This window comes from Comamonas sp. F1-6, assembly GCF_039581415.1.
In the GTDB taxonomy this organism is placed as follows: domain Bacteria; phylum Pseudomonadota; class Gammaproteobacteria; order Burkholderiales; family Burkholderiaceae_C; genus Comamonas; species Comamonas thiooxydans.
Map to the genome: position 1 here is coordinate 291726 of NZ_JBCPWN010000002.1, position 12495 is coordinate 304220.

13 protein-coding genes are annotated in these 12495 nt (G+C 60.8%); 5 read left to right on the plus strand and 8 right to left on the minus strand.

The window, feature by feature from the left end:
* Positions 1-6: 6 nt before the first annotated feature.
* The 3 genes from AAIL66_RS03600 to recG all read right to left on the minus strand — a co-directional run bounded on the left by AAIL66_RS03600 (position 7) and on the right by recG (position 3901).
* Positions 7-543, minus strand: coding sequence for a Dps family protein (locus tag AAIL66_RS03600; protein ID WP_034377349.1), 537 nt, complete (start codon positions 541-543; stop codon positions 7-9).
* 63 nt (positions 544-606) lie between these two features.
* Positions 607-1575: a LysR substrate-binding domain-containing protein gene (locus tag AAIL66_RS03605; protein WP_003050465.1), complete on the minus strand. Its 969-nt coding sequence runs from the start codon at positions 1573-1575 to the stop codon at positions 607-609.
* A 142-nt stretch (positions 1576-1717) separates the two neighbouring features.
* Positions 1718-3901: an ATP-dependent DNA helicase RecG gene (gene recG / locus AAIL66_RS03610; protein ID WP_034377350.1), complete on the minus strand. Its 2184-nt coding sequence runs from the start codon at positions 3899-3901 to the stop codon at positions 1718-1720.
* A 148-nt stretch (positions 3902-4049) separates the two neighbouring features.
* Between recG and AAIL66_RS03615 the strand changes: the two genes are divergently transcribed.
* From AAIL66_RS03615 to AAIL66_RS03630, 4 genes are all read left to right on the plus strand, one after another.
* The gene (locus AAIL66_RS03615; RefSeq protein WP_343496021.1) at positions 4050-5261 is read left to right on the plus strand and encodes an HD-GYP domain-containing protein; all 1212 of its coding nucleotides are present in this window, start codon (positions 4050-4052) and stop codon (positions 5259-5261) included.
* 87 nt (positions 5262-5348) lie between these two features.
* On the plus strand, positions 5349-6437 hold the full coding sequence (queA, locus tag AAIL66_RS03620) for a tRNA preQ1(34) S-adenosylmethionine ribosyltransferase-isomerase QueA (protein ID WP_034377352.1): 1089 nt from the start codon (positions 5349-5351) through the stop codon (positions 6435-6437).
* Between the two features lie 127 nt (positions 6438-6564).
* A complete protein-coding gene (locus AAIL66_RS03625; protein ID WP_343496022.1) occupies positions 6565-7419 on the plus strand; it encodes a Wzz/FepE/Etk N-terminal domain-containing protein in 855 nt (284 codons plus the stop codon).
* A 104-nt stretch (positions 7420-7523) separates the two neighbouring features.
* The gene (locus tag AAIL66_RS03630) at positions 7524-8450 is read left to right on the plus strand and encodes a DMT family transporter (RefSeq protein WP_238585684.1); all 927 of its coding nucleotides are present in this window, start codon (positions 7524-7526) and stop codon (positions 8448-8450) included.
* A 20-nt stretch (positions 8451-8470) separates the two neighbouring features.
* On the opposite strand, the gene AAIL66_RS03635 is transcribed toward AAIL66_RS03630, so the two are convergent.
* Positions 8471-9208 (minus strand): uracil-DNA glycosylase, encoded by a 738-nt coding sequence (locus AAIL66_RS03635; RefSeq protein ID WP_343496023.1) that lies wholly within the window; start codon positions 9206-9208, stop codon positions 8471-8473.
* Between the two features lie 172 nt (positions 9209-9380).
* Here AAIL66_RS03635 and AAIL66_RS03640 point away from each other — a divergent pair, with 172 nt between their 5' ends.
* On the plus strand, positions 9381-9785 hold the full coding sequence (locus AAIL66_RS03640; RefSeq protein ID WP_053283142.1) for a winged helix-turn-helix domain-containing protein: 405 nt from the start codon (positions 9381-9383) through the stop codon (positions 9783-9785).
* 21 nt (positions 9786-9806) lie between these two features.
* On the opposite strand, the gene trpC is transcribed toward AAIL66_RS03640, so the two are convergent.
* The 4 genes from trpC to AAIL66_RS03660 all read right to left on the minus strand — a co-directional run bounded on the left by trpC (position 9807) and on the right by AAIL66_RS03660 (position 12494).
* The gene (gene trpC / locus AAIL66_RS03645) at positions 9807-10607 is read right to left on the minus strand and encodes an indole-3-glycerol phosphate synthase TrpC (protein WP_034355065.1); all 801 of its coding nucleotides are present in this window, start codon (positions 10605-10607) and stop codon (positions 9807-9809) included.
* Positions 10600-10761 (minus strand): hypothetical protein, encoded by a 162-nt coding sequence (locus AAIL66_RS03650; protein WP_197483949.1) that lies wholly within the window; start codon positions 10759-10761, stop codon positions 10600-10602. The genes trpC and AAIL66_RS03650 overlap by 8 nt, the downstream gene beginning before the upstream one ends.
* Entirely contained in the window at positions 10758-11801 is a 1044-nt protein-coding gene (gene trpD / locus AAIL66_RS03655; protein ID WP_343496051.1) for an anthranilate phosphoribosyltransferase, read from the minus strand. The genes AAIL66_RS03650 and trpD overlap by 4 nt, the downstream gene beginning before the upstream one ends.
* Positions 11802-11912: 111 nt before the next feature.
* Positions 11913-12494: an aminodeoxychorismate/anthranilate synthase component II gene (locus AAIL66_RS03660; RefSeq protein WP_034355070.1), complete on the minus strand. Its 582-nt coding sequence runs from the start codon at positions 12492-12494 to the stop codon at positions 11913-11915.
* Position 12495 lies beyond the last annotated feature (1 nt).

Here is a 12495-nt window from a genome sequence, read left to right on the forward strand (position 1 = left end):
CGCGGCTCACTCCTCGAGCAGGGAGCGCAGCATCCAGGCGGTCTGCTCGTGCACGGCCAGACGCTGGGTCAGCAGATCGGCCGTGGGCTCATCGCCTGCCTTGTCGGCACGTGGGAACAGCTGGCGTGCCGTGCGCGCCACGGCCTCATGACCCTGTACCAGAATGCGCACCATCTCCAGGGCCTTGGGCGGCTGGGCCGGGGCATCGGGCAGGCTGGTGAGCTTGCCGAACTGGGCATAGGAGCCAGGTGCATGGTGGCCCAGTGCGCGGATGCGCTCGGCCACGGGATCGACGGCATTCCACAGCTCGGTGTACTGCGCCATGAACATGGTGTGCAGCGTGTTGAACATGGGCCCCGTGACGTTCCAATGGAAGTTGTGCGTGGTCAGGTACAGCGTATAGGTGTCGGCCAGCAGCACCGACAGCCCCTTGGCGATGGCGGCGCGGTCCTCGTCGCTGATGCCGATGTGGATGCCTGCGGGCACCTGCGGCGTGGCATCCGGCTTGTGTTTCTGCGATTTGTCCTTGCCTTGCTTGGTCATGCACTCACCTTTCAGGTTTAACGGATCCAGACTCCCCCCCTCTTCGAGCCACTGCAGCAGCGCTTATTGCGACAGGCGCTGTACTCCTGGCAGCGGGCAGGCGTAGACTGCATTGCGCAGTGCGGCAATCGCCTCATAGCGCGTGAAACTGCGCCGCCAGGCCAGCACCACACGGCGGGTGGGCGGTGCAATGCCGTCTTCCTCATGAATCGGAAGATAGCGGATATGAGGCTCATCGGCGCGGCGACGGCGTTCAATGGGAGCCAGCGCATCCTCGGGCACGGACAATCGCGGCACCAGGGTCACGCCCATGCCGGCGGCCACCATGTACTTGATGGTTTCCAGCGAGGAGCCTTCGAACGTGCGGCGAATGCCTTCGGAGTTGCTGGCATAGCGCGCGAACTCCGGGCAGACCTCCAGCACATGGTCGCGGAAGCAGTGACCCGCGCCCAGCAGCAGCATGGTCTCGTTCTTGAGATCCGTGGTGGACAGGCTCTTCTTCTGCGCCAGCGGGTGGGTGCTGGGCACGGCGGCCATGAAGGGCTCGTCGTACAGCGGCGCCAGTGCCAGACCGGTATCGGGGAAGGGCTCGGCCATGATGGCGCAGTCTATCTCGCCCGTGCGCAGCATCTCCAGCAGCTTGACGGTGAAGTTCTCCTGCAGCATCAGCGGCATCTGCGGCGTCATATTGATGGAGTTGCGCACCAGATCAGGGAGCAGATAGGGGCCTATGGTGTAGATCACGCCCAGGGTCAGAACGCCGGACAGCGGGTCCTTGCCGCGCTTGGCGATTTCCTTGATCTCGTTGGCCTGCTCCAGCACGCTTTGCGCCTGGCGCACGATCTCCTCGCCCAGCGAGGTCACCGAGACTTCGCCGGCACTGCGCTCGAAAATCTTGACATCCAGCTCTTCCTCCAGCTTCTTGATCGCCACGGACAGCGTAGGCTGGGACACATAGCAGGCTTCGGCTGCGCGGCCAAAGTGCTTCTCCCGCGCAACGGCCACGATGTACTTCAATTCGGTAAGAGTCATAGAGAGTGGATCTTTCGGATCATCAATAACGGCATTGATTCATCCTGTTTTTGCATTCAATCACATATTACCAAGGCAAAAGATTACATATATTCCTGCAAAAACGTAACTATTTACGTCTACAGACGCAATTTTCGGTACTTCAGGCCTTCAGATACTCGGCCTTGCCACCCAGCCAGCGGCTGACATGGCGTGCCGCCAGCGCAGGAAATTGCTCAAGCATAAGCGGTGCCAGCTCGCGCGCCCAGTCCAGCAGGAGCACGTCCTGCTCGAGATCGGCAAAGCGCAGCATGGGTGCGCCCGACTGCCGGGCGCCAAGAAACTCGCCCGGGCCGCGAATCTCCAGATCCCGCCTCGCGATCTCGAAACCGTCATTGGTCTCGGCCATGGCACGCAGGCGCTCCTTGCCGGTATCGGACAGTCGCCCGTTGTCATTGACCGAATACAGCAGCACACAGGCCGAGGCTGCAGCGCCGCGCCCCACACGGCCGCGCAACTGGTGCAGCTGCGAGAGACCGAAGCGCTCCGAGTGTTCGATGACCATCAACGAGGCATTGGGCACGTCCACACCCACCTCGATCACCGTGGTGGATACCAGCACCCCCATGACGCCGGCAGAAAACAGCTCCATCACGGCCTTTTTCTCGGCCGTGGGCATGCGCGAGTGCAGCAGCCCCACCATGACACCGGGCAGCATTTCGCTCAAATATTCATGGGTGGCCGTGGCATTCGACAGATCCAGCGCTTCGCTCTCCTCGATCAACGGGCAGACCCAGTAGACCTGACGCCCGCTGGCGACCTGGGCACCGATACGCTCGATCACCTCGTCCTTGCGGCTGTCCGAGATCAGCTTGGTGACGATGGGCGTGCGCCCTGGCGGCAGCTCGTCGATGGTGGAGACATCGAGGTCGGCGTAATAGCTCATGGCAAGCGTGCGCGGAATCGGTGTGGCGCTCATCATCAACAAATGCGGCTCCATACCCGTGGCCGCGAGCTTTTGCCGCAGTGCGAGGCGCTGGGCCACGCCAAAGCGGTGCTGCTCGTCGATCACGGCCAGGGCCAGGTTCTTGAACTGCACCTGCTCCTGAATCACGGCATGCGTGCCCACGACCAGCGCCGCCTCGCCGCTTTCCACCAGCGCCAGCATCGCGGCGCGCTCCTTCTTCTTCTGGGCGCCAGCCAGCCAGGCGACCTTTTTACCCAGCGGCGCCAGAATCGGCTCCAGCCAGCCGACCAGCTTGCCGAAATGCTGCTCGGCCAGGATTTCGGTCGGAGCCATCAACGCGCATTGCCAGCCGGCCTCGATACAGGCCACGGCAGACAGTGCTGCCACCACCGTCTTGCCCGAGCCCACATCGCCCTGCAGCAAACGATGCATGGGAATACGGCGCTCCATATCGGCCCGAATCTCTCCCACCACTCGCTGCTGCGCCCCCGTCAGGCCAAATGGCAGTTGCGCCAGAAACTGCTGCGTCAAATCCGCCATGCCGGCCTGCGGCCTGAGCACGGGCGCGCGCAAGCGGGCGCGCTCGCGCTTGGCCTCGTACTGGGACAGCTGCTGGGCCAGCAACTCTTCCGCCTTGAGTCTTTGCCAGGTCGGGTGCGAATGGTCCTCCAGCGTGACCAAGGCCACGTCAGGGGTTGGATGGTGCAGAAAAATGAGCGCATTGCGCAAGTCATATGCCGGCTGCAGTCCATTTTGACCATAGGACTGCGCGATAGGAGGCGACTGCCCCGGTGGCAAAGTCTCGGACAGATCGGCACGCAACAGCGCCGAGGCGATGGCCCGGCGCAGATACGCCTGGGGCAGACTGGCAGTGGCGGGATAGACCGGTGTCAGCGCCGTGGGCAGCTCGCCGCCCGCCACCCGAAATGCGGGGTGCATCATCTGCCGCCCCCAGAAACCGCCCTTGACCTCGCCGCGAATGCGCAGACGCGCCCCGGGAGCCATGGTCTTTTGCTGCGAGGGGTAGAAGCTGAAGAAAGTCAGCAGACAAGTGCTGCTGCCATCATCCACGGTGACCTTGAGCATACGCCGCGGGCGCAGTTGCACCTCGCTGTGCGTGACCGTGGCTTCGATCTGCACCGTCTCGCCATCACGCGCGTTCTTCAGCGGCACGATGCGGGTTTCGTCCTCATAGCGCAGCGGCAGATGCAAAGCCAGATCGATATCGCGCGTCAATCCCATCTTCTGCAAGGCCTGCTGCGCAGGGCTGACGGTCTTCTTGGGAGCGGCATCCTGGTCCATGCCCGCCTTTTTCTCACGAGCGGCAGCGCGCTTGACAGCAGACTTCGGCTCGGTAACAGGCTTTTTTGACACAGACAACTGAGACTCCTTGACTACACTCCCCGCGACAGGGAAAGCAATGTATGTATATACAGCATATTCAGGTTCGCAAACAACTGCCGCCAGCGCAATAACGTCAAAATCGCTACCATTCTCAAATTGTTACTATGTGTTTCCTCGTAAATCCATGTTGAAACGAGTTGATGTCGAGCACCTGCGCCCGGGGATGTTTGTGCACGAGTTCTGCGGCTCGTGGATGGAGCACCCCTTTTTGCGTACCCGCCTCCTGCTCGATCAGCCCAGGGACCTGGAACGCCTGCTTGCCACCACCATCCGCCAGGTGTGGATAGACACCGGCAAGGGGGCCGACATCGCCCCCGACATCACGCCCGCAGAAGTCTTGGAGTCGCCAGGCGACGAAGCTGTGCCCAGCTCGCCGGCACGGCCCACCAGAACCAGCGTGGAGTTGCAACAGGCCCATCAGATCATTGGGCAGGCACGTGATGTGCTCAAGACCATGTTCAAGGACGTTCGCCTGGGCCGTCCGCTGGACCTGCCTGCCTCAGGCCAGCTGGTCGACGAGATGGCCGAGTCGATCAAGCGCAACCCCCATGCACTGATCAGCCTGGCGCGTCTGAAGACTGCGGACAACTATTCCTATATGCACAGCATTGCGGTGTGCGCGCTGATGATTGGTCTGGCACGCCGCATGGGCCTGGACGAGCACCAGGTACATCAGGCCGGTATCGCAGGCCTGCTGCACGATATCGGTAAAAGCAGAGTGCCGCCGGATGTTCTCAACAAGCCTGGGCCGCTGGATGCCGAGGAATGGGTCATCATGAAGTCCCACCCTCGCTGGGGCTACGAAATCCTGTTGCCTCAGGGGCTGGACGACGCCGTTACCGACGCCTGCCTGCATCACCACGAAAAAGTCGACGGCACGGGCTATCCCGACGGACTGAAGCAGGACGAGATCAGTCTGATGGCGCGCATGACGGCAGTCTGCGATGTCTATGACGCAATCACCTCGGATCGCCCCTACAAGCAGGGCTGGCACCCGGCCATCGCGCTGCAGCGCATGGCGCAATGGGCGCCCCATCATTTCGACAAGGCCATCTTCGAGCAGTTTGTCCAGACGGTGGGCATCTACCCGCTGGGCTCGCTGGTGCGGCTGCAGTCGCAGCATCTTGCAGTGGTGCTGGATGTCTCGCCGACCTGTTTGCTGACCCCGAAAGTGCGGCGCTTTTACTGCCTCAGCCAGCAGCGCCGCATCACGCCCGAGATTCTCGACCTGGCCTGCCCACATGCCAACGACAGCATAGTCGGGCGCGAAGACCCTGCCGACTGGCCCTTCAGGAATCTCAACGAGCTCTGGACCCCAGCTGCTGCTCAGCCCTGAAGCCGGCAGCCCTAATGGCGATTTGCGACAATCGCCCACTTGTTTGATTGAACTTGGAACGGGCCTCGTACGGCCCTCAAGCACCGCATGTCTTCCTGCACCCGTGAATTCACACTCAGCGATTTCGACTTCGACCTGCCCGAATCCCTGATTGCCCAGCATCCCACCGCCGTTCGCAGCGCCTCGCGCCTGCTTGACGGCCGCAGCCTCCCTGCCACCGACCGCATCTTCCGCGAACTGCCCGATCTGCTGCAGCCCGGCGATCTGCTGGTCTTCAACGACACCAAGGTCATCAAGGCGCGCGTCTTCGGCGAAAAGGCCAGCGGCGGCAAGATCGAGCTGCTGGTCGAGCGCGTGCTGCAGAACAACGAGGTCGTGGCCCATATGCGCGTGAGCAAAAAGCCCTTGCCTGGTGCCAAGATCCATCTTTGCGGCGGCCTCAAGAACGGCGGTTTCGAAGCCACCCTGCTGGGCCGCTGGCCGGATGAGAACGGACCGCTGTTCCATCTTTCCTTCAAAGGCAACCAGGGCGAATCGCCCTATGAATTGCTGGAGCAGTTCGGCCACCTGCCGCTGCCGCCCTATATCGAGCGCCAGCAGAACGCCGAGCATGATCCCGATGAGAAAGAAGACAGCGAGCGCTACCAGACCGTGTTCGCAGCCCACCCTGGTGCCGTAGCCGCACCGACCGCCGCCCTGCATTTCGACGAGACCGTTCTGGCCGCCCTGCAAGCCAAGGGCGTGGAACGCGCCAGCGTCACCCTGCATGTGGGAGCCGGCACCTTCCAGCCCGTCAAGACCGAAAACCTTGCCGACCACACCATGCACAGCGAGTGGTACGACATTCCCCTGCCCACATTGGCTGCCATGGAGCGCTGCCGCCAGCGCGGTGGCCGCATCATTGCCGTGGGCACCACCACGGTGCGTACGCTGGAGTCCTGGGCCAAGTACGGCAATATCAGCGGCGACACCAGCATCTTCATCACACCGGGCTTTCAGTACCAGGTGGTGGACATGCTGATCACCAACTTCCATCTGCCCAAAAGCACGCTGATGATGCTGGTCAGCGCTTTTGCGGGCTATGAGCACATCATGGGCATGTATCAGCATGCGATTGCCCAGCATTACCGCTTCTTCAGCTATGGAGACTCCATGCTGCTGGAGCGCCAGCGCTGATCTGCAACACATTGGAGCCGCCGTGCCGGCTCCTGGCATAAGGAGTTACAGAAACACTGGGTCCAATCTTTTCTTAGTGGTAGATTTCATCGTTTTGTCAAAGTGCTTATTCATTTAGAAAAAATCAATGGAAGTTCAAACCCCACAAGATGAAGAGTTGGATCTGCTGGATCTATTGGTCACACTCGCAGAAAACTGGAAAATTCTGATTTTCGGCCCGCTATTGGCTGGCATTGCGGCTTACGGAATCGGCTTGGTGATCCCCAAGACCTACGAGAGCAGCGCATCGGTTCAGGTGGAGCGTGCCGGCTCCAGCTTTACCGCCCCCATGGCCGCCAGCCTGGTCATGTCTGCTGACGTGCTGCATCAGCTTGCCCCCGTTGCAGGCCTGGACGATGGCCTGACCAAGGAAGAAATCTATAAAAAACTCAGCAAGCGCATCACCGTCAATGTCGGCAAGCAGGACAAGCTGCTGAATATTTCAACCCAGGCCAAATCGCCCGAAGCGGCTCAAAAGCTCAACCAGGCACTGCTGGACACCTTATTTCCTCTGAGCAAGCCACGCGGTCTGGAAAAAAAGCAGCTGGAGGTGCAACTGGCCTCCGAGAAGACACGCCTGGAGGAATCGCTCAAGCTGGAGCATGACACTTCTGCCAATCTCTCTTCTGGAAAAAGTGTCACCGAAGCCACCAGCCGCCTCTATGGTGAACTGCTGACCGCCAACAGCAATCGCCAGAAGGGGATTCTGGACATGGAGCGTCGCCTCGGCGGCCTGGACAACGACGATGTGATCCAGATGCCGACCCTGCCCGAGCTCTCCATCAAGCCCAAGAAGCCCATGCTGGCCATTGGTGCGGCCGTGGGTACCGGTTTCCTGCTGCTGCTGTTTGTCTTCATCCGACAGGCGCTGCGCACCGCCAAGGAGTCTTCGACCGCGCAGGCCGAAAAAATTGCGCGTATTCGTAACGCCATGCCCTGGTAATCCTTCTTCACCCCATCCAGTGCCCGCACCTAACAGTGCGGGCATTTTTATGGGCGTCACAACCAGAGCCGACAACTTCATCCCCCTAGAATTCCTCGCTTCTCTTGTCGCAAATCGCTACGGACATGCTCCCCAGCTGGCTCTCTCCCACACTTTCCCCGTCAGCGCAATCTGCCATCCGCGGTGTTCTGCTCACCATATTCGCCTGTGCGCTGTTTGCCGTTCTGGATAGCGCCACCAAGTTCACGGGAACGCTGCTTCCGGTTCTCATGGTTCTGTGGCTGCGCTTCACGGCCCAGGCTCTGGTCACCAGCGTGCTGGTTTTGCCTCGGCACGGCCTTTCGGCACTGAAAACCCGGAACCTGAGGTTTCAGCTGCTGCGCGCGATCTCGGGGCTGTTGACCACGGTCTGCGCCTTCTTCTGCATAAAGAACATGCCTTTGGCCAATTTCACGGCCATCTGGTCAGCAGCGCCGCTCTTTATCGTGGTGGCCTCGGCGCTATTTTTCAAAGAGCAGGTCAGTCCTGCCCGTTGGTCGCTGCTGGTGATCGGTCTGCTGGCAGTGATTGCCATCGTCCGACCGGAAAACGATGGACAGCCCTTGGGCCTGGCCGCTCTGTGGCCGGTTGGTCTGCTGGTATCGGGCACCACCTACCAGGTCCTCGGAAGTCGCCTGTCGCGCCTGGATTCACCTCCAACCACCCAGCTTTACTCGACCTGGCTGCCCTTGCTGCTGACCACGCCTCTCATAGGCTTTGTATGGCAGCCCATCGATGACTGGCAGATCTACGCAGCAGCAGCTGTGATGGGCCTTTGCAGCGGCATTGGCCACCTGATGCTGCTGCAGGCATACACCCACGCCACGCCCGCAACCGTGGCACCTTTCCTCTACAGCCAGATCGGCTTTGCCATGCTGATGGGCTGGCTGTTTTTCGGGCAGCTTCCCGACAGCACATCGCTGCTCGGAATGACGGTGGTGACGCTCAGCGGCCTGACGGGCGTCTGGCTTGGAATCAGGGAAAAGCGCTGAGACAGCCCAATCTGGCCATCTCAATAGCCGTGTCTGAGCTTGAACTCCCTGGCCTTGCCGAAGTGTCCGTTACCGATAAAAGGCACGGGAGGCCTCAGGGCCGATAGCGGTGAAGGGTGATTGCTCATCAGCACCAGATGGCCACGATCCTGAGGAATGAACACACGCTTGGACTGGGCGTGCGAGCCCCAGAGCATGAAGACCGTGGGCCGCCCCTGCTCGGCGACATGTCGGATGATGGCATCGGTCAGCTCTTCCCAGCCTTTTTTGGCATGGCTTGCGGCCTGCCCTTCTTCCACCGTCAGGCTGGTGTTGAGCAGCAGTACACCACGCTGAGCCCAGCTCACCAGGCTGCCGCCTGGCTGGGGAAACGCCGGAAACGGCGTGCCCAGTTCGCGCTGCATTTCCTTGAAGATGTTCTGCAACGATGGCGGAACGCGCACCCCGGGTGCTACAGAAAATGCCAGGCCCTCGGCCTGCCCACGACCATGATAGGGGTCCTGCCCCAGGATCACGACACGCACCTCCTCGGCGGGTGTCAATTCCAGGACCCGCAGAGGTTTGGGCGGGAAAATCACGGCCCCTGCACCCAGTCTTTGCTGCAAAAACTGCAGCAAGCCCTGGCCTGTGCTCCCTGCAAAGAAAGAGTCGACAACGGCTTGCCAGTCTGGCGAGACAGGCCAGTCCTGCGGATCTGCACTCATCAACTGGGTAGGCGCAGCGGTGTTGGCACTCATGCTCTGGCTAGTGAAGTTCATGCGTGGATTCTCTCAACTTCCAGAGTCACCTCGAATGATTTCCTCAAGGGTTCCTACCTATTTTGAGGCTCAAAATACCTGATTTCAGTGAGTGACACATTCTGACAATTTGCAAAGAATCGATTCCAACATAGCTGACCACTTGGCGGCTCAGGCTCACAAGGAGTTATTCATGCACACATCTTCTGCCAGTCACTCACAAGCCTCTGCCGCGCAGGCCTTCTTTTCCTGCGCCCGCCCTGCGTTCACCTTGAGTCCCCAGGGCTTCAAGTTTGCCGACTGGGAGTTGAGGCTGCGCTCGCGCAGCCTCATCAGCGCTGCCGGGCATGAGGTGGGACTGACCAAGAGCGAGTTCGCGCTGCTGCTGGCCCTGCTCAAACGTCCCAGGCAAATCATGAGCCGTGAGCAGATCATGGATCTGACGCAGGCCGAAGACGATGTCTTTGACCGTGCCATTGATGTGCAGATGCTGCGCTTGCGCCGCAAGGTCGAAACATCGAGCCGCGCGCCCACGCTGCTCAAGACCAAGCGTGGTGCCGGCTATTTTCTGGATGCCGATGTGCAGGTTCTGCGCTGAACCTGCACAGCAGCCAATCGCTCACTGAAACAACTGGGCCAGGGCCTCGCCCGGCTCGCGGGCACGCATAAAGGCCTCGCCCACCAGGAAGGCGTCAATGCCGGCGTCACGCATGGTCTTCACATCGTCGCGGCTCAGGATACCGGACTCGGTCACCAGCAGGCGATCGGCGGGCACATCCTTCTTTAGGGCAATCGTGGTCTGAATATCGACCTCGAATGTGCGCAGATTGCGGTTGTTGATGCCCACCAGCGGCGTCTTGAGCTTGAGAGCGCGCTGCAACTCCTCGCCGTCATGCACTTCCACCAGCACATCCATGTCCAGGCTGTGCGCAATCTGCTCCATCTCCGCCATCTGCGCATCGTCCAGGCAGGCAGCGATCAACAACACGCAGTCGGCGCCCATCACCCGCGATTCGTAGATCTGATAGGGGTCGACCATGAAGTCCTTGCGCAGCACCGGCAGCAGCGTGCTCGCGCGGGCCTGCTTGAGATAGTCGGGTTGCCCCTGGAAGAACTGGCGATCAGTCAGCACCGACAGGCAGGCCGCACTGATCTTGCCGTCGCCCACCATATAGCTCTGGGCGATATCGGCAGGATCGAAGTCGGGACGGATCACGCCCTTGCTGGGGCTGGCCTTCTTGACTTCGGCAATCACGCCAGCCTGTCCCTTGGCAATCTTGGCACGGATGGCGCCCACGAAATCGCGCGTGGAGACACGGCTTTCCGCATCGCGGCGCATCTCGGCAAACGGCACGGCCTTCTTGGCGGCAGCAACTTCCTGGACCTTGACGTCGCAGATTTTCTTGAGAATGTCAGACATGGTTTTCCTTGTTGGTGGCGGCATCCGCTGGGCCGCGCAAGACCTTCACGATGACGCGGTGCATGCCTATGCCCACCACGATGAACAGCAGGGAGATGCCAAGCACGATCCAGGTGCCGGCATCACTCCAGATGGGCGCATCCAGCAGGCTCATGCCGCTGCCTGGCCGAGCTTTTGCGAATAGGCCACCAGCTCCTTGAGCTTGGCCAGTGCCGCGCCGCTGTCGATGGCCTTCTGTGCACGCTCCAGGCCCTCTTCGATCGAGCCTGCCACATTGGCGGCATAGAGGGCGGCGCCGGAGTTGAGACAGACGATATCGCGCGCCGGGCCTTGGTCCCCCTGCAACACGCCCATCAGCATGGCCTTGGACTCATCGGGATTCTCGACCTTGAGCGAGCGCGTACCCGCCATGCGCAGACCAAAGTCCTCGGGATGGACTTCATACTCGCGCACCACGCCGTCCTTGAGCTCGCCGACCAGCGTGCCCGCGCCCAGACTGATTTCATCCAGGCCGTCGCGGCCATAGACGACCAGCGCATGCTCGGCTCCCAGGCGCTGCAGGGCACGCACCTGAATGCCGACCAGGTCTTCGTGGAACACGCCCATCAGGATATTGGGCGCGGATGCCGGGTTGGTGAGCGGACCCAGGATGTTGAAGATGGTGCGCACGCCCAGTTCCTTGCGCACGGGGGCCACGTTCTTCATGGCCGGATGATGGTTGGGCGCAAACATGAAGCCTATGCCCACATCGCGTATGCAATCGGCGATCTGCGCGGCGTTGAGGTTGATGTTGACGCCCAGCGCCTCCATGGCATCGGCGCTGCCCGACTTGCTGCTGACGCTGCGCCCGCCATGCTTGCTCACCTTGCCGCCCGCCGCCGCAATCACAAAGGTCGAGCAGGTGGAGATGTTGAAGGTGTTGGCGCCGTCGCCGCCGGTGCCAACGATATCGACCAGATTCCTCTTGTCGTGCACGTTCACCTTGTTGGAGAACTCGCGCATCACCTCGGCCGCAGCCGAGATCTCGCCAATGGTTTCCTTCTTCACGCGCAGGCCGGTGATGATGGAAGCCGTCATCACGGGCGAGAGCTCTCCGCGCATGATCATGCGCATCAGATGCAGCATTTCGTCATGGAAGATTTCACGATGCTCGATGGTCCGCTGCAGCGCTTCCTGGGGAGTGATCATTGCAATATCTCTCTATATTTTTGAGAGCTGCTTGCGCTTGCTTTCACTTGAATTCCTATTGTTTTCAATCTGAAATCAAGCAATGACATGCGCTGGCAGCTATCAATAAATCGGCTGTTATTTCTGATCGAGAAAGTTCTTCAGCATGGCATGACCATGCTCGGTCAGAATGCTCTCGGGGTGGAACTGCACGCCCTCGATGGCCAGCTCGCGGTGGCGCACCCCCTGGATTTCACCATCTTCGCTGGTCGCCGTGATTTCAAGGCACTCGGGCAGCGTGCTGCGGTCTATGACCAGAGAGTGATAGCGGTTGACCGTGAACTGCCTTGGCAGGTCGGCAAACACGCCCTTCTGGTCGGTGCTGATCACGCTGGTCTTGCCATGCATCTGCTGGCCCGCCCGGATGATGTCGCCGCCAAAGGCTGCGCCAATGCTCTGGTGACCCAGGCAGACACCCAGAATCGGCAGCTTGCCCGCGAAATGCTTGATCGCCGCCACCGAGATGCCCGCCTCGTTGGGCGAGCAGGGGCCGGGCGAGATCACCAACCGCTCGATGCCTTCGCGCGCGATAAGCGCCTCGACTTCGGCCACCGTGGTTTCGTCGTTGCGCACCACGGTCACCTCCGCGCCCAGCTCGCCAAAGTACTGGACGATGTTGTAGGTAAAGCTGTCGTAGTTATCGACCATCAGCAGTTTCATG